Source organism: Variovorax sp. Soil_C_17 (genome assembly GCF_057657265.1).
Window position 1 is genome coordinate 478,829 of sequence record NZ_JBDGIT010000004.1, and the last position, 15,499, is coordinate 494,327.

Below are 15,499 nucleotides of genomic sequence, written 5' to 3' on the forward strand. Positions count from 1 at the left end.
TTGCAGCCGCGATGTCATTCGATCTGCACCGGCCGGCCCCCGTTGTCGAATGGAACGAAGCCGCCGATAGCGCCGGACTTGACCGAATCGACCATGCGCTGCATCGGCGCTTCGGCCTCTTCGCTGGTCAGGACGCGGCCGCCGATGCCCGAGATGGCGGCAACGAACACGATGTCCCAGGCTTGGCCGAATTGGCGCGACTCGTCGCGCAAGGCGTCGAACGAGAGCAGCTCGTCAGGCGTCTTGTCGACGCACATCAGTGGCGTCAAGGTGCCGCCCTGGCCCGAGTGGAAGCGCTCGCGCTGCGCCGGGGAGGCATCCTCCGGCATGCCGGCTGCAGTGAAGACGAAGAGCAGGCGCTGCGGCTGCGCCTGTTCACGCGCGGCGCGCAGCAGATCGTCGAAGCTCGTGAGGGTGGCGGATGGCCGCGGGTGCATGGGGTTCATGCGGATGCTTCCGAGGAAATGGACTTGTCGGCAGTATCCGGATCTTCGTTGCTCGACACTTGATCCAGGTCAAGCCCGTGCTCGCGGGGGTGTCCGCCTCTCGGTAGCTTGTCATCGGTGTGCGGCTCGCGGTCCGGACCCCAGGAAGTGGCGCCGCACGGCCGCCCGGCTCGTCACAAGAATCCCAGTGCAGGCGCCACGGCCGGCCTTCTTGTCGAGAGGCGCCGGTCGCCGGATTCTTCCACCGGCACGGGAACCAGCACCACGGGAATGGCCGAACTTCGCAGAATGCGTTCTGCATCGCTGCCGATCGTCACTCGCCCGCGTCCGCGGCGCCCATGCGAGCCAAGAACAATGAGTTCGGCCGGCCACACCCTCGCTTCGGTCGCGATCGCGTCGCAAAGCGGCGTGACGAGGTCGCCGTACAGAACGCCATCTGCGCGTATGCCTCGAGCCTCGGCCGTTCTCGTCGCGGCATCCAGGATCTGTCGACCGCCATGGCGACATGCGTCCAGCCATGTGTCCGTGTCGGCGAGCCGGCGTGGCAGCGAGAGATCGTCGATCACGTGGACCAGGCGCAGCAGGCCATGCGTGCTCCTTGCGATATCGATGGCCGCGTCCAGCGCCCGGCTGGAGCCCGGGCTGCCGTCGATGGGAACCAGAATTCGTCCGTGCATGGCGATCTCCCTTGCGGAGGCAGTCAGTGGGGAGGCGAGAACGCCGGTATGGCGCCGCCTGCGAAGGCTTCGAGTGCCAGGCCGAAGCTGCCCGAGTCCTTCAGTGCGCCGACGATCTTCCTGAAAAGCGGTCGGTACGCCTGGTCGGCTTCACGGCCCGCCAGCGCGTCACGGTTCGTCAGGAACGCCGCGTCGAGTTCGGCCCATTCGTCGGCGCTGAGCACCGCCTGGGCCAGCGGCAGGATCTCGGTTTCCTCGACGCGCATGTGATCGAGATAGAAGTCGGTGTATTGCTTCATCAAGGCCTCGAAATGGCGCCGCCGGGCTTCTCCCTGGTCCGTCTCGCTCATGATCCGGAATCCGACCAGCGCGTGTTCGAGCTCGCGGATGGCCTTCTCGCCACGTGCATGGTCGCGGTCGAGGCGGTCGAGCACCGCGTCGGTGTGCGCATCGCGCCCGCGCAGCCTGGGGAAAAGCAGCCTGCTTTCCTTGGGATGGTGCAGCTTCTCCGGGAACTCGTCGACGTAGAACAGCATGGCCTGCAGCGCATCGAAGTCGGGCAAGGTGTTTCGCCGCCGATGCTCGCCCAGCAGCAGGGTGATCGCGCGCAGCATGGCCGACAGCGCCCGATGTTCCTGGCAGATGATGTTCAGGCTGGGGTGCGTCATGGCCCGATCCTTCTTGGGCAGCTCTGTTGCCCCCTGCGGAGGCGGCTGCCCGCCGCCGTTCGGCGCGCCATGCCGCGACTGATAGCCATACCAGAGGCTGCCGGCCATGCGATGCGCGAGCTCGTCGGCGCGCTGCCGCAGCGCGGCGTTCTCCAGTGCCTGGGTGGTCTCGCGGAAGAGGGCGAGCCAGCGATGGAACAGCGCGGCCGTGAGCCCCGGCAATGCCGCATGCCTGGGAATGGGCGCACCCTTGTAGCGAGCCGTGCCTCTGAGGGCAGACGACCAGAAGTCGACCAGCTTGGCCAGGTGAGACTCCCAGTCGGCGACGTGCGATTCGAAGATCGGGGCCAGCACCGGGTCCTTGCGCACCTTTGAATAGAAGGCATGGACCAGGCCCACGACCTCCTCTTCCGTGCAAAGGTCAGGGTCCGGCATGAGAGAACTCGCAAGCCGCGCGCCGGTGACCTCTTTCTCCGCGACCATCCCGCATCTCCTTGTGTCTCCTGGCGTTCCGATCGGAACTGCAACGCAAGCCTAACGCGGGTGGGTCGCCGCTTCCTTGATCTGAAGCAAGCTCCTTGCGCTTGGCCGTGGCGGGTGTGCCTTCGTGCCACGGCCCGTGACGGCCCGGCTGCTCAAACGTGGAGCAGTGCAGCGGGAAAACCCGCGGCTCGCCGGTTCAATCGAAGGCCTGGGCAGCCGTCCGGCCCCGCTGGCCGCGTGGCACGGACATTGCCATCGACAAGCGTGGAAGACGCGGCCGTCAGGACGTGTCCGACCCGCGTTTTTCAACCCCCCGAGGAGACGACCCCATGCAACTGAAGCTCTTGACCGTTCTCATCTCCGCCGGCCTGGCCGCCTCCGCGGCCCATGCCGTCGTGACCGACAAGATGATCGAGAACGAAGCCACCGCCACCGGCAACATCCTGACCTGGGGATTGAACACCCAGGGTCAGCGCTACTCGCCGCTCAAGCAGGTCAACACGGCCACCATCGGCAAGCTGGCGCCGGTGTGGGCCTTTTCCTTCGGCGGCGAGAAGCAGCGCGGACAGGAATCCCAGCCGGTCATCCACAACGGCAAGATGTTCGTCACCGCCTCCTACTCCCGCCTGTTCGCACTCGATGCCACGACCGGTCGCAAGCTGTGGAAGTACGAGCACCGCCTGCCCGAGGGCATCATGCCCTGCTGCGACGTGGTCAACCGCGGTGCCGCGCTGTACGACAACCTGGTGATCTTCGCCACGCTGGATGCGCAGCTCGTGGCGCTCGACCAGAACACCGGCGACGTGGTGTGGAAGGAGAAGATCGACGACTACAAGGCCGGCTATTCGGCCACCGCGGCCCCCATCATCGCCAACGGGCTGATTCTCACCGGGGTGTCCGGCGGCGAGTTCGGCGTGGTCGGCCGCGTGGAGGCGCGCGATGCCAAGACCGGGCGGCTGGTGTGGATGCGTCCCACCGTCGAAGGCCACATGGGCTACACCTACGACCCCGACGGCACTGCCAAGGAGAGCGGCGTCTCGGGCACTGCCAACCAGAGCTGGCCGGGCGACCTGTGGAAGACCGGCGGCGCCGCCACCTGGCTCGGCGGCACCTATGACGCCAAGACGGGCCTGGCCTACTTCGGCACCGGCAACCCCGCTCCCTGGAACAGCCACCTGCGCGAGGGTGACAACCTGTTCTCCTGCTCGACCGTGGCCATCGACGTGAAGACCGGCCAGATCAAGTGGCACTACCAAAACACGCCCAACGACAGCTGGGACTTCGACGGCGTGAACGAGTTCGTGACCTTCGACATGGATGGCAAGCGCGTCGGCGGCAAGGCGGACCGCAACGGCTTCTTCTACGTGAACGACGCGGCCACCGGCAAGCTCATCAACGCCTTTCCGTTCGTCAAGAAGATCACCTGGGCCAGCAGCATCGACCTGAAGAGCGGCCGGCCCAACTTCATCGCCGAGAACCGGCCCGGCGATCCCACGGCAACGACCGACGGCAAGAAGGGCAGCGCGGTCTTTGCCGCGCCGGGCTTCCTCGGCGGCAAGAACCAGATGCCGATGGCGTACAGCCCCGACACGAAGATGTTCTACGTGCCCGCCAACGAGTGGGGCATGGAGATCTGGAACGAACCGGTGGCCTACAAGAAGGGCGCAGCCTACCTCGGTGCCGGCTTCACCATCAAGCCGCTCAACGAGGACTACATCGGCACCCTGCGCGCGATCGATCCGAAGACCGGGAAGATCGCCTGGGAGGTCAAGAACAACGCGCCCCTGTGGGGCGGCGTGCTGACCACCGGCGGCAACCTGGTGTTCTGGGGCACGCCCGAAGGCTTCCTGAAGGCCGCCGATGCCAAGACCGGCAAGGTGGTGTGGGAGTTCCAGACCGGCTCCGGCGTGGTGGCGCCGCCCGTGACCTGGCAGCAGGACGGCGAGCAGTACGTGAGCGTGGTCTCCGGCTGGGGCGGCGCGGTGCCGCTGTGGGGCGGCGAGGTGGCCAAGAAGGTCAACTTCCTCGAACAGGGCGGCATGGTGTGGGTGTTCAAGATCCCCAAGGCCGGCGACGGCAAGGGCAGCACCCGCACCGCCAAGGCGAACTGACAGAGGCACGCATCCAACCAAGACCGGAGAACCCCACATGAAAGACACCACGCGCCGCATCTTCATCATCCGCACCGTGGCCGGCGCCGGCGCCGTCCTCGCGCTTCCCGAACTCGCGCGGGCCGCCCCCGCGCGGGTGGAGGAGAGCGACGAGACCGCAAAGGCCCTGGGCTACGTGCACGACACCGCCAAGGTCGACAAGAAGCGCTTTCCCAAGCACAGCCCGACGCAGCGCTGCACCAACTGCTCGTTCTTCCAGGGCAGTGCCACTGACGAATGGGGCGGCTGCGCCATGTTCGGGCGCAAGCAGATCGCGGGCCCGGGCTGGTGCAACGCCTGGGCCGCCAAGCCCGTCTGAAGGCGGCGGCGCGGAATTGCCGCGCTGTCGTTGCCGTGGCGCCCTGCATCGGCGTCACGGCGATGGCGCAGGACGTCGCGGTCCAGCGGTTCAAAAGCTGAGCGCGCGGGGGTCAGGACGCCGCCGGCGCCAGGCCCAGCCGCTCCACGACGCGCCGCTCCGCGGCAAAGGCCTCGCGCATGCTGCGGCCGTAGTCGGCGCTGTCCAGGTACGCGATCTCCTGGTCGTAGCGGGCCAGCTCCGCGATGTGCGCGGGATCGAAGAGCGCGGCCTTGAACGCGTCGTGCAGCGTCTGCGCCACCGCGGATGGGAGGCCGCGCGGGCCGGCCAGGCCGTAGGGCGAAGTGGCGACGATGCCGTGCCCCAGTTCGCGCAGGGTCGGCACCTCGGGCCAGCGCCGGGTGCGTGCGGCGCCGAAGGTGGCGAGCAGGCGCAGCCGGCCGGCGTCCACGTAGGGCGCGAAGCCATTCGAGTTGATGCCGGCCAGGACCTGTTCCGAGGCCACCGCCACCATCTGCTCGGCGCTGCCCTTGTAGGGGACGTGGATGTAGCTCAGGCCATGCCGCGCGAACCATTCGTCGAGCACCACGTGCGGCGTGGTGCCGATGCCGTTGGTGGCGATGCTCAGGCGGCCCGGATGAGCGGCCGCGTGCTTCAGCAGATCGTCCACGCTGTGCCAGCGGCTCGACACGGGCACCACCAGGCCGAAGGTCACGCCGCTGACCTGCAGGATGGGCGTGGTGTCGCGGATCGGGTCCCAGGCCACCTTGTGCGTGTACGGCGCGCGGAACACCGGCTGCGGCATCTGCGCGAGCGTGTGGCCGTCGGGTGCCGCCTGCTGCAGCACCGGCATCGCCAGCGTTCCGCCGGCGCCCCCGCGGTTCTCGATCACCACCTTCTGGCCCAGCCGCCGGCCCGCCAGTTCGGCCAGCAGGCGCAGCGTGAGGTCCGTGGCGCCGCCCGCGGGCCAGGGCACCCACAGCGTGATGGGGCGCTGCGGCAACCACGCGGCGCCCGCCGGCTGCGAAGCAAGAACGCGCGGTGCGGCGATCGCGGACGCCGTCGCGAGCAGCAGACTGCGCCGCGTCGTCATGGCTGGCCCCTCTGCGCCAGCTTGCCGAAGCCGCGCTGCGGGTCATAGCCCAGGCAGGCCAGCAGGAAGCACAGCGCGAGCGCGCCCAGCACGACCAGCGGCGCGATGCCGGGGTCCTTGCCGTGGAGCGCGAAGCGGATCCATTCGACCGCATGGGTGAAGGGGTTGAGCTGGGCCACGCGCCAGACCCAGACGGCGCCGGATTCCTCCAGCTTCCACAGCGGATAGAGCGCGGTCGAGAGAAAGTACATCGGGAAGATGACGAAGTTCATCGCGCCGGCGAAGTTCTCCAGCTGACGCACGTACACGGACAGCAGCAGGCCCAGCGCGGCCAGCATCAGCGCAGCGGCCAGCGTGGCCGCCAGCGCATGCAGCAGCGATGCCGGCGCGAGCGGCAGCGTGGTGCCCAGCAGTGCGGCCACGCCGAGGAAGGCAAGCACCTGCAGCAGGCTCAGCAGCGCCGCCGAAAGGAGCTTGGCGGCCAGCAGCCACCAGCGCGGCAGCGGTGCGGTGAGGAGCAGCCGCATCTGCCCCATCTCGCGGTCGTAGACCATGGCGAGCGAGGACTGCATGCCGTTGAACAGCAGCACCATGCCGATGAGCCCCGGCGCGATGTAGAGCTCGTAGGGAATGTAGGTGTCGTAAGGCTCGGCGATGGCCATGCCGAACACGTTGCGGAAGCCGGCGGCGAACACCGCCAGCCACAGCACCGGCCGGACCAGCGCCGAGAGCAGCCGGGTGCGCTGGTGCACGAAGCGCAGCAGTTCGCGCTGCACGATGGCGCGCAGGGCCAGGAGCGCATGCGCCGCGGGGCCGCTCCCAAGCCCCCCGGCACCGCATGCGGACGCAGTGGTAGGCCCGTGGGCCGCGGCGCTGCTGCGGGGCGGTTCGGCCATCAGGGCGCTCCGTTGCAGGCCGATTCGGCCGCGTCGGTGCCCAGCGTGTCGAGCACGTTCTTCGGATGCATCACGCCTTCGACCGGCGCGCTGCCGATCACGGCCACGCCATCGGTCAGCAGCAAGGGCTGCCGCAGCTGCCGGTCCCACGCGCGAAAGCTCAGGCGCACGCCCTTGAAGCCGTCGAGCGTGAAGCCGGCATGGCCCAGCGCCTTCAGCATCTGCGCGGCACCCGGGGCCGCGGGCCGCTCCAGCGCTGCCTGCAGCAGCGCCTTGGCGGCCACGTAGGCGGCCCAGTCGAAGCTGGTCATCGGCCGCCCGGCCGCGCGCTGGAAGCGCCGCTCCAGCTGCGGCGCGCCGTAGCGGTCGAAGCGCGGCGCCCAGGCCTCGGCGACCAGCCCGGCGTCGCCCACCACCGGCCGGGGCAAGGCGGTGCGATACGGCAGGCTGCGCGCGAACTCGCCGTCGCCGTCGACCACCCACACTGCGTCGTACTCGCCGCCGACGCCGGGGCTGGTCAGCAGCAGCGGGTTGGCGAGATCGCGCTCGCGCGGATCGCCCGAGCGCTTGAAAGGCTTGAGCGCCATCACCTTGATGCCGTAGCGCTTGAGCGCCGCCTGCGTCTGTGCGAGCCGCGTGGGGTCCCCGGTGCTGCCGCCGTGCAGCAGCAGCACCCGCGTCCAGCGGCGCGCCAGCAGCGCCTGCGCGATCGCGTCGGCGCGCATGCGCTCGGTGGGCAGGGTGTGGAAGAGGTTGGGGCGGCAGCCCTGCTGGCGCGGTGCGTCGGCGCTCTCCCCGGCGTTGAGCACCGGCAAGCCGGTGGCGGAAGCCGCGACCGCGATCCAGGCGGCCGGCAGGTCGAGCACGGCGCCGCCGGCACCGGCCTTTTCGAGCTGGCGCAACTGGGCGCCGGCCTCCTCGGCGCTGCGCACGTCGCGCAGCTCGAGTCGCACCTGCAGCCCGGCGTGGTCGAGCTCGAATCGGCTTTCCGACACGGCCAGCGCCACGGCTTCATGCAACGGGCCGCCGGGATGGCCCGGGTAGGCCAGCGCCACGCGCCGCGCGTCGAGGCGCTCGTCGTCGGCGCGCTGCACGATGCCCAGGGTCAGGGTTGCGGCCGAGGCGCCGAACGCCAGCGCCGCCAGGGCGAACGCCGCGGCGCAGCGGGCGATGTGCCGCTCAGTCATCGATCACCACCGTGTGCGGCACGCGGCCGACGGCCAGCGTCTTCAGCGGCTTCGCGCTGGCCGTGTCGATCACCGTCATGTCGTCGGACAGCCCGTTGAGCACGAACAGGCGCGCGCCATCGCGGCTGGGCGCCAGGTTCCAGGCGCGCTTGCCCACCAGCACCAGCTGCGTGGTCCGGCGGGTGGCCACGTCGACGAAGGCCACGTGGTTCGCGCGGCCCAGGCCCACGTACATCGTCCTGCCGTCGGGCGACAGCGAAAGTCCGACCGGCGTGATGTCGTCGGCCCGCATGCCCTTGAGCTCGAAGGGAATGGTGGCTTCCACCGCCAGCGTGCGCAGCGAGATCACGCTGACGCTGCTGCCGAGCTCGTTGCTCACCCACAGCTCGCTGCCGTCGGCCGAGAAGGCCATCCGGCGCGGGCGCTTGCCCACCGCGATGTTCTTGACCACCTGGAGCGTGGCCGCGTCGACCACATGGACCATGTTGGCGACTTCGGAAGCGACATACACCCGCTTGCCGTCCGCCGAGACCTTCACCCCCTCGGGCTCCTTGCCGAGCGGCACGCTGCGCACCAGTTTTTTCGCCACCAGGTCGAAGACGTTGAGCGCGCCGTCCTCCTCGGCCGAGACATAGGCGGTGCGGCCGTCGGGCGAGAGATCGAAGACCTCGGGATCCTCGCCCAGCGGCAGCCTGCCGAGCGAGCGCCGGCTGTCCAGGTCGATGAGGTCGGCGCGGCCCGAGTCGCTGCAGGCCACCATCAGCCGACGGCCGTTCGGCAGGCGCTGCATGTGGCGCGGGCGCTTGCAGGTCGGGATGCTGCCCACCACGGTCAGCGTCTTCAGGTCGACCAGGGTGATCGCATGGTCCTTCTCGCTGGAGATGTAGGCGATGCCGCTGTCGTCCGCCCGCGCAGGGACGGCGCCCAGCAGGGCTGCGAGCGCAAAGATCGGGAGCAGGTGGCGTGATCTCATGGCGGGGCCTCAGCGTGTGGCATGGAGAAAGGCGTCTTCGAGCGTCGGGCCGCCGAGCGCGGCGGTCACTTCATCCGGCGTGCCGCCGGCCAGCAGCTCGCCGCGGTGGAGCACCAGCACCTGGTCCGCCGCCTCCGCCTCGGACACGAGGTGGGTGGCCCACAGCACGGCCGCGCCGCGCTGGCGCACCTCCTGCCGCAGGCCCTCGACCAGCTCGCGGCGCGACTTCGGGTCCAGCCCGGCGGTGGCCTCGTCCATCAGCAGGAGCCCGGGCCGGTGCAGCAGCGCGCGCGCCAGCTCCACCTTGCGCCGGGTGCCGCCCGAGAGCTCGCGCACGCGCCGCGCCAGCTCGTCGGCCAGGCCGAAGCGCTGTGCCTGCGAGGCGATGCGCTCGGCCGCCTGTGCGCGCGGCAAGCCGTGAAGGTCGGCGTGGAACTGGAGGTTGCGCGCGACGCTCAGGTCGAGGTCCAGCGACTGCTGCTGGAAGACGACGCCGATGTGCGCGAGCGCCCGCCGCGCCTGGCGGCGCATCGAGAAGCCGGCCACCTCGATGTCGCCGGCCGCGGCGGCGAACAGGCCGGTGAGCAGCTGGAACAGCGTGGACTTGCCGGCGCCATTGGGCCCGAGCAGGACGGTGAAGCTGCCGCGCGGCACCGACAGGCTGAGCGCATCGAGTGCCACGCGCTCGCCGTAGCGGTGGGTGAGGCTGCGCACCGTCAGCATGGTGCGTCCTTCATGGCCGACAGCCGGCGCGAGTTCTCGTCGCCGCGGTAGATCAGCCCTGCCTGCCTGGAGGCGCCGGGCACAAAGCGAAGCGGCTGCACCGGCGCGCCGCATCCCGCTTGTTGCGTGCGCTCGGCCTGCGCCTCGGCCAGCATCGCGTCGATGTGCCCGCGGTGCTCGCTTTTCGGGCACACCGGGTCGGTGGCGGCCGCATCGCCGGTGACCAGAAAGGCTTGGCAGCGGCAGCCGCCGAAGTCCTTCTCGCGCTCGTCGCAGTCGCTGCAGCCGTCCTTCATCCAGCCCTGCCCGCGGTAGCGGTTGAAGGCGCCGCTGTCATACCAGGCGTCGCGCACCGGCGTGTCGCGCAGGTCCGGAAAGTCGATGCCGGGCAGCATGCGCGCGCTGTGGCAGGGCAAGGCCTTGCCGTCGGGCGCCACCACCATGAACAGGGAGCCCCAGCCTGCCATGCAGGGCTTGGGCTTGGCGTCGGCATAGTCGGGCGAGACCCAGAGGACCTTCATGCGGCTGCCCTGCTGCTCGCGATGGGCCATCACGATGGCTTCGGCATCGCGCAGCTCCTCGACCGTGGGCATCAGGGCCGCACGATTGAGCCAGGCCCAGCCGTAGTACTGCGTGTTGGCAAGCTCGAGGTAGTCGGCGCCCATGCGCTCTGCCATGTCGATGATGCGGCCCACGTGCGGCAGGTTGAAGCGGTGCATGACGCAGTTCAGCACCATCGGGTAGCCCTGCGCCTTGATGATCGCGGCGACCCTGGACTTGAGCTCGAAGGTGCGCGTCGAGCTGATGAAGTCGTTGAGCTCGCGCGTCGAATCCTGGAAGGAGAGCTGGATGTGGTCCAGTCCGGCCGCTTTCAGCGCCTTGGCGCGGCCTTCGGTGAGCCCGACGCCGGAGGTGATGAGGTTGGTGTAGAAGCCGAGCCCGCGCGCATGGGCCACCAGCGCCTCCAGGTCCTCGCGCAGCAGCGGCTCGCCGCCCGAGAAGCCGAGCTGCACCGCGCCGAGCGCGCGTGCCTCGCCGAGGATGCGCTTCCAGGTCGGCGTGTCCAGCTCGTCCTGGTGCCGGGCGTAGTCGACCGGGTTCGAGCAGAAGAGGCAATGCAGCGGGCAGCGGTAGGTCAATTCCGCCAGCAGCCACATCGGCGGCTTGGTGGCGGGGCCGGGCACCCCGTGGGCCGCGTGCGTGGCGCGCATGGGAGCGCCTTCGCCTTCGGCTGCGTTGCCATTCGCCCCGGGAGCGGCCCGGCGGTTCATTGCAGGTCCTGCCGCAGCCAGCCGCGCTGCCGGGCCTGCGCGAGGAAGGCGCAGACATCGTCGTGCAGCGCGGGCTGCGCGAAGGCGAGCTCCAGTTCGGCCACGATCTCGTCCACCGAGCGGCAGCCGTCGCAGCGCCGCAGGATCTCGGCCGCCGGCGTGTTGAGCCGCACCATGCCCTCCGGATAGAGCAGCACCCAACTGTCTTGCGCCGGCTCGAACTGCAGCCGGAACATCGTGGCCACGTGAGGCCTGGCGTCGGGGGCCGTCATGGCCGCAGCTCCTCGGCCAGTTCGTCGGGGTAGGCGCGCTCGATGGCGTCGAGCATGGACCACAGGATGTCCAGCTTGAAATTCAGGATCTGGAGCGCGCGCTCCTGGCGCTCGCGTGTACAGGCCCAGCGGCGCGCGACCTCGAGGCCATGCTCGACGTCGCGCGTGGCCAGCGGGATGCGCTGGCGGAAGTAGGCGAGGCCCTCGGCCTGGATCCACGGGTACAGCGCCGGCCAGCCCGCCAGGCGATCGGCGTGGATCTTGGGGGCGAACATCTCGGTCAGCGAGGAGATCGCCGCTTCCTCCCAGGGCCTGCTGCGCGCGAAGTTCAGGTACGCGTCGACGGCGAAGCGCACGCCGGGCTGCACGTGGCGCTGCGACCAGAGCGCGTCGGGCCCGAGGCCCACCGCCTGGCCGAGCCGGCTCCAGGCCTCGATGCCGCCGGCATTGGCACCGGCGAAGTCGCCGCGCCCGTCGTGGTCGAGGATGCGCTCGAGCCAGCGCCGTCGCTCTTCGCGCTGCGCACAGTTGGCCAGCACCGCCGCGTCCTTCTGCGGGATGCAGAGCTGGTAGTAGAAGCGGTTCGCGACCCAGCCGCGCACCTGGAAGGGCTGCAACTCGCCGCGGTTGAGGCGCAGGTTGAAGGGGTGGTGAATGTGGTAGCGCGCTTCGCAGGCACGCAGGCGGGCCTCGAATTCCTCGGGACGCCACGTGCGCAGGGATGGCGTGCTGCAGGCAGCCGCCGGCGCCGGGGTGTCCTGCCGTTCGGTGGTGGTGGTGTTCACAGGGTGATCTCCATGCCGTCGTACGCCACCTCGATGCCGTGCGCGTCCAGCAGTCGGCGCTGCGCGCTGTCTTCGTCGAGGATGGGGTTGCTGTTGTTGATGTGAATGAGCACCTTGCGGCGCGCACTGCTGGCCTGCATGGCCTCGACCATGCCGGCGCGCGCCGCGCTGGCCGTCTGCGGCAGGTGGCCCATCTCGGTGGCGGACTTGTGGCTCAGGCCGGCAAGCCGCATCTCGTCTTCTTCCCAGAAGGTGCCGTCGACGAGCAGGCAGTCGGCCTCGCTCATCCAGTGCAGCTCCTGCTGACCCACCTCCGCCAGGCCGGGCGAGTAGAAAAGGCACCTGCCCTCGCCCGGGTCCTCGATGAGCAGGGCGATGTTGTCGCCCACCAGCTGCTCGCGGCGGTGCGGCGAGTAGGGCGGCGCCATACCGGGAATGGCCAGCGCCGTGAAGCGCAGCGAGGCGACTCCCTCGATGCGGAACTCGGCGCGGGTCTGCTTGCCCGCCACCGGCAGCATGTGCCAGCGCGTGCCGCAGTAGTGCTGCAGCACGTTGAGCAGCGGCAGGCCCGTGGTCAGGTCCTCGAACACACAGGGCGTGGCGTAGACGTCGATGCAGGGGCCTTCACGCAGGCCCAGCAGGCCGGTGACGTGATCGATCTGTGCGTCCATCAGCACCACCGCCTTGATTGGCGTGTCGCGCAGGCCGCCGCGCGGATGCAGCTGCGCGTGGCCGCGAAGCTGCTGGCCGATGTCGGGGGATGCGTTCAGCAGCACCCAGGACTCGCCGTCGGCCGACACGGCGATCGAGCTTTGCGTGCGTGCATGCGCGCTCAGCGCGCCCTGGCGGTGACCCGCGCACAGACGGCAATTGCAGTTCCATTGCGGGAAGCCGCCGCCGGCGCCGGAACCGAGCACGAGGATTTTCATGGGAGTGCGTGGGGCTGCGGGCGGCGCATCGCCCTCGATGCGCCGCCGACGGGCCGAAGGGTTCAGCGATTCGAGATGTACATCGTGATCTCGAAGCCGAAGCGCAGATCTTCGAAGGTGGGTTGCGACCATTGCATGAGAGTCTCCTTGAGCGTTGAGGTGAGGTCCGGGCGGAATTGCCTTGAGGACGATCACCTTTCTGCAAGAGGTGTGCCGGTGGCACGTTGTCGGCGCTGGTGGCGTCCGGACAAGGGATTGCACTGAGTTGTCCTGGGCATTTGCGCGCCGGACGCGGCGAACGCTTGCCGGGGCCCGCGTGACACTGTTCCACCGTGGAGCAGTGCTGCGCAGCCACGGCACAGGGATTTCCCGGGAAACTGGCACGACCCAGGCGGGAAACACCGCGGAGCCGGGCTTGGCCTGTCCTGAGCCCGGCGAAGGGCCGGGCCGCTGGTGTTGCCCCCTTGAGGGGGTACTCGGCTACACGAAGTGAGCCGATACGGGGGTGGGGTTCACTTCCAGCGCAGCTTGCGGTAGATGGTGTTGCGGCTGATGCCCAGACGCTTGGAGGCGACGGAGATGTTGCCCTGCGCGGCAGCGACGGCGGCGCGGATCATCTCGATCTCGGCTTCCTCGAGCGTGCGGGCCGCGGCGCCTTCGGGCGCCAGGGAGCGCTCGGGCGGCGCAATGGCCGCCGGAGGCATGCCGGATGCCGTTGCAGCCTCTGACGCGAAGGCGCGGCCGGCTGCGCCATCCTGCCCTGCGATCGGATGGGCCGGCGGCGTGGCCGCCGGGGGTGCGCCGAGCCGCCGTGCGTCATCGAGGAAGTCGTCGGACAGATGGTCCTCGGTGATCTGCGCCTCGCTCCCCGCCATCACGACCGCGGTCCGCAGCACGTTGGCGAGCTGCCGGATGTTGCCGGGCCACGCGTAGCGCCCGAAGAGCGCGGCCACGGCGGGCGCGATCACGGGAGTGCCCTGCGGGCACTCGGCCAGCAGGATGCGCTGCGCCACGATGTCGAGGTCGCGGCGCTCGCGCAGCGCCGGCAGGCGCACCACCAGCCCGTTGAGGCGGTAGTACAGGTCCTCGCGGAAGGTTCCGGCCTCGATCATCTCGCGCAGGTTGCGGTGGGTGGCGCCGATCACGGCGATGTCCACCGAGATGGATTTCTGGCTGCCGAGCGGCGTCACGCAGCGTTCCTGCAGCACGCGCAGCAGCCGCGCCTGCAGCGCGAGCGGCATGTCGCCGATCTCGTCGAGAAAAAGGGTGCCCCCGTTGGCCTGCACGATGCGCCCGCTGGCCCCCTTGCGGCGCGCACCGGTGAAGGCGCCGTCCTCGTAACCGAACAGCTCGGCCTCGATCAGCGACTCGGGAATCGAAGCGCAGTTGACGGCGACGAAGGGCTGCTTGGCGCGGCTGGAGTCCTGGTGAACGGCACGCGCCAGGAGCTCCTTGCCGGTGCCTGTTTCGCCGAGGATCAGCAGCGGAATGTCGCGGTTGAGGACGCGCTGCACCTTCTGGACCACCGCTTCGATCTGCGGGTCGCCGGTGCGGAGGTAGTGCAGGCCCGACAAGCTGCTGCCCGCGGCGGGCGTGGAAGCGCCTGGAAGAGCCGCAGCGGCGCCGGCGCGAACGCTCGGGTGGGTCGGGCCGCCGGGCGCGTCCGCCGCGTCGACGTCCATGCCGGCCATCATCGTGCGAGGGCTGTTGAAACGGGCGTTCACGAAGAACTGCCGACCGTTCGCCAGGCTCAGGCAGGCGGGCGTGGACAGGGGCGCGCGGAAATGATCGACGATCGCCGACACGCTCGTGCCGAACAGGCTGGTCAGGCTGTGCATGCGCAGCGCCGCGCTGCTCATATCGAGCTGGTCGATGGCGCTGCGGTTGGCGCCCAGGATCTTGCCGTCGGCGCCGACGACGACGATGCCCTCGAGCAAGGTGCCGATGAATTCGGCGCGGCTGTGGAAATGCAGCCTCAGGCGGTTGCCGAAGTCGTCGGAGAGCCACTGGTTCTCGATCATGCGCGCCGACATCCGCACCAGCCCCATGGTGTGCTGGTGGTAGGCGCGGTGGTCGCCCGTGACGTCGAGCACCCCCAGCATGTTGCCGCGCGGGTCGAAGATGGGGGCCGCCGAGCAGGTGAGAAAGTTGTTGGCGTGGATGAAGTGCTCGCCACCATGCACGACGGTGGGCGACTCCTGGAAGAGCGCGGTGCCGATGGCGTTCGTGCCCTTGGAATGCTCGGCCCAGTTGACCCCCGGCGCCAGGGCGACCTTGCCGGCGCGCTCGAGGAACCGGTCGTCGCCGACCGAATGCAGGATGGTGCCCTGGGCGTCAGCCAGCACGATCATGCTTTCGGTATCGACGATCTGCTCGAACAGCATCTCCATCACCGGAGCCGCATGCGTGAACAGGCGGTGGTTGCGCTCCCGCGCCACGCTCAGGTCGCTGCGCATCAGCGGCTCGAAATCGGGACGCTCGACCCGCGTCAGCCCGAGGGCGGCGCAGCGCTGGTGCGATTGCTCGATCTGCTCCATGCGCGCGGGATGCTGCATGCAGGGCAGGGCGGTGGGCGTCGACCAGCTCCCGGCCGTCGCCGGAACGTGATGGGATACGGACATCTTCGT

Annotated in this window: 16 protein-coding genes and 1 pseudogene; 2 read left to right on the plus strand and 15 right to left on the minus strand. The window is 69.6% G+C overall.

The window, feature by feature from the left end:
• Positions 1-14 precede the first annotated feature (14 nt).
• The 4 genes and pseudogenes from AC3A6Y_RS22370 to AC3A6Y_RS22385 form a co-directional block, all read right to left on the minus strand.
• Positions 15-446 (minus strand): ribonucleotide reductase subunit alpha, encoded by a 432-nt coding sequence (locus tag AC3A6Y_RS22370; protein WP_487870413.1) that lies wholly within the window; start codon positions 444-446, stop codon positions 15-17.
• A 173-nt stretch (positions 447-619) separates the two neighbouring features.
• Positions 620-1,123 carry a universal stress protein gene (locus AC3A6Y_RS22375; RefSeq protein ID WP_487870414.1) on the minus strand — a complete coding sequence of 168 codons (504 nt, stop codon included), beginning with the start codon at positions 1,121-1,123 and terminating at the stop codon, positions 620-622.
• Positions 1,124-1,146: 23 nt separating this feature from the next.
• Entirely contained in the window at positions 1,147-1,791 is a 645-nt protein-coding gene (locus tag AC3A6Y_RS22380; RefSeq protein ID WP_487870523.1) for a hemerythrin domain-containing protein, read from the minus strand.
• 57 nt (positions 1,792-1,848) lie between these two features.
• Positions 1,849-2,226, minus strand: a pseudogene (locus AC3A6Y_RS22385) (group III truncated hemoglobin); the annotation flags it as partial.
• Positions 2,227-2,603: 377 nt separating this feature from the next.
• On the opposite strand from AC3A6Y_RS22385, the gene AC3A6Y_RS22390 reads away from it, so the two are divergent.
• Together AC3A6Y_RS22390 and AC3A6Y_RS22395 are read left to right on the plus strand one after the other, a co-directional pair.
• Positions 2,604-4,385 carry a PQQ-dependent methanol/ethanol family dehydrogenase gene (locus AC3A6Y_RS22390; protein WP_487870415.1) on the plus strand — a complete coding sequence of 594 codons (1,782 nt, stop codon included), beginning with the start codon at positions 2,604-2,606 and terminating at the stop codon, positions 4,383-4,385.
• A 37-nt stretch (positions 4,386-4,422) separates the two neighbouring features.
• Positions 4,423-4,743: a high-potential iron-sulfur protein gene (locus tag AC3A6Y_RS22395; RefSeq protein WP_487870416.1), complete on the plus strand. Its 321-nt coding sequence runs from the start codon at positions 4,423-4,425 to the stop codon at positions 4,741-4,743.
• Between the two features lie 112 nt (positions 4,744-4,855).
• Here AC3A6Y_RS22395 and AC3A6Y_RS22400 read toward each other — a convergent pair whose 3' ends face one another.
• From AC3A6Y_RS22400 to AC3A6Y_RS22450, 11 genes are all read right to left on the minus strand, one after another.
• Positions 4,856-5,836: a Bug family tripartite tricarboxylate transporter substrate binding protein gene (locus tag AC3A6Y_RS22400; protein WP_487870417.1), complete on the minus strand. Its 981-nt coding sequence runs from the start codon at positions 5,834-5,836 to the stop codon at positions 4,856-4,858.
• Positions 5,833-6,732, minus strand: a complete 900-nt coding sequence (locus tag AC3A6Y_RS22405) for an ABC transporter permease (protein ID WP_487870418.1) — start codon at positions 6,730-6,732, stop codon at positions 5,833-5,835. Before AC3A6Y_RS22405 ends, AC3A6Y_RS22400 begins: the two co-directional genes overlap by 4 nt.
• Positions 6,732-7,919 (minus strand): type 1 periplasmic-binding domain-containing protein, encoded by a 1,188-nt coding sequence (locus AC3A6Y_RS22410; RefSeq protein WP_487870419.1) that lies wholly within the window; start codon positions 7,917-7,919, stop codon positions 6,732-6,734. The genes AC3A6Y_RS22405 and AC3A6Y_RS22410 overlap by 1 nt, the downstream gene beginning before the upstream one ends.
• Positions 7,912-8,892, minus strand: a complete 981-nt coding sequence (locus AC3A6Y_RS22415) for a PQQ-dependent catabolism-associated beta-propeller protein (protein ID WP_487870420.1) — start codon at positions 8,890-8,892, stop codon at positions 7,912-7,914. The genes AC3A6Y_RS22410 and AC3A6Y_RS22415 overlap by 8 nt, the downstream gene beginning before the upstream one ends.
• 9 nt (positions 8,893-8,901) lie before the next feature.
• Complete coding sequence (locus tag AC3A6Y_RS22420) at positions 8,902-9,615, minus strand: ABC transporter ATP-binding protein (protein WP_487870421.1); 714 nt, start codon at positions 9,613-9,615, stop codon at positions 8,902-8,904.
• Entirely contained in the window at positions 9,609-10,826 is a 1,218-nt protein-coding gene (pqqE, locus tag AC3A6Y_RS22425; protein WP_487870422.1) for a pyrroloquinoline quinone biosynthesis protein PqqE, read from the minus strand. The genes AC3A6Y_RS22420 and pqqE overlap by 7 nt, the downstream gene beginning before the upstream one ends.
• A gap of 56 nt (positions 10,827-10,882) precedes the next feature.
• Complete coding sequence (gene pqqD, locus AC3A6Y_RS22430; protein ID WP_487870423.1) at positions 10,883-11,158, minus strand: pyrroloquinoline quinone biosynthesis peptide chaperone PqqD; 276 nt, start codon at positions 11,156-11,158, stop codon at positions 10,883-10,885.
• On the minus strand, positions 11,155-11,877 hold the full coding sequence (gene pqqC / locus AC3A6Y_RS22435; RefSeq protein ID WP_487870524.1) for a pyrroloquinoline-quinone synthase PqqC: 723 nt from the start codon (positions 11,875-11,877) through the stop codon (positions 11,155-11,157). The genes pqqD and pqqC overlap by 4 nt, the downstream gene beginning before the upstream one ends.
• A 62-nt stretch (positions 11,878-11,939) precedes the next feature.
• The gene (pqqB, locus tag AC3A6Y_RS22440; protein ID WP_487870424.1) at positions 11,940-12,872 is read right to left on the minus strand and encodes a pyrroloquinoline quinone biosynthesis protein PqqB; all 933 of its coding nucleotides are present in this window, start codon (positions 12,870-12,872) and stop codon (positions 11,940-11,942) included.
• A gap of 62 nt (positions 12,873-12,934) precedes the next feature.
• Entirely contained in the window at positions 12,935-13,009 is a 75-nt protein-coding gene (gene pqqA, locus AC3A6Y_RS22445) for a pyrroloquinoline quinone precursor peptide PqqA (RefSeq protein ID WP_409050622.1), read from the minus strand.
• 375 nt (positions 13,010-13,384) lie between these two features.
• A complete protein-coding gene (locus tag AC3A6Y_RS22450) occupies positions 13,385-15,493 on the minus strand; it encodes a sigma-54-dependent Fis family transcriptional regulator (protein WP_487870425.1) in 2,109 nt (702 codons plus the stop codon).
• Between the last annotated feature and the right edge of the window lie 6 nt (positions 15,494-15,499).

What these genes read in the sequence shown, in the direction of transcription:
- AC3A6Y_RS22370 (WP_487870413.1), bottom strand. Translation starts at nt 446, where the DNA reads ATGAACCCCATGCACCCGCGGCCATCCGCCACCCTCACGAGCTTCGAC.
- AC3A6Y_RS22375 (WP_487870414.1), bottom strand. Translation starts at nt 1,123, where the DNA reads ATGCACGGACGAATTCTGGTTCCCATCGACGGCAGCCCGGGCTCCAGC.
- AC3A6Y_RS22380 (WP_487870523.1), bottom strand. Translation starts at nt 1,791, where the DNA reads ATGACGCACCCCAGCCTGAACATCATCTGCCAGGAACATCGGGCGCTG.
- AC3A6Y_RS22390 (WP_487870415.1), top strand. Translation starts at nt 2,604, where the DNA reads ATGCAACTGAAGCTCTTGACCGTTCTCATCTCCGCCGGCCTGGCCGCC.
- AC3A6Y_RS22395 (WP_487870416.1), top strand. Translation starts at nt 4,423, where the DNA reads ATGAAAGACACCACGCGCCGCATCTTCATCATCCGCACCGTGGCCGGC.
- AC3A6Y_RS22400 (WP_487870417.1), bottom strand. Translation starts at nt 5,836, where the DNA reads ATGACGACGCGGCGCAGTCTGCTGCTCGCGACGGCGTCCGCGATCGCC.
- AC3A6Y_RS22405 (WP_487870418.1), bottom strand. Translation starts at nt 6,732, where the DNA reads ATGGCCGAACCGCCCCGCAGCAGCGCCGCGGCCCACGGGCCTACCACT.
- AC3A6Y_RS22410 (WP_487870419.1), bottom strand. Translation starts at nt 7,919, where the DNA reads ATGACTGAGCGGCACATCGCCCGCTGCGCCGCGGCGTTCGCCCTGGCG.
- AC3A6Y_RS22415 (WP_487870420.1), bottom strand. Translation starts at nt 8,892, where the DNA reads ATGAGATCACGCCACCTGCTCCCGATCTTTGCGCTCGCAGCCCTGCTG.
- AC3A6Y_RS22420 (WP_487870421.1), bottom strand. Translation starts at nt 9,615, where the DNA reads ATGCTGACGGTGCGCAGCCTCACCCACCGCTACGGCGAGCGCGTGGCA.
- pqqE (WP_487870422.1), bottom strand. Translation starts at nt 10,826, where the DNA reads ATGCGCGCCACGCACGCGGCCCACGGGGTGCCCGGCCCCGCCACCAAG.
- pqqD (WP_487870423.1), bottom strand. Translation starts at nt 11,158, where the DNA reads ATGACGGCCCCCGACGCCAGGCCTCACGTGGCCACGATGTTCCGGCTG.
- pqqB (WP_487870424.1), bottom strand. Translation starts at nt 12,872, where the DNA reads ATGAAAATCCTCGTGCTCGGTTCCGGCGCCGGCGGCGGCTTCCCGCAA.
- AC3A6Y_RS22450 (WP_487870425.1), bottom strand. Translation starts at nt 15,493, where the DNA reads ATGTCCGTATCCCATCACGTTCCGGCGACGGCCGGGAGCTGGTCGACG.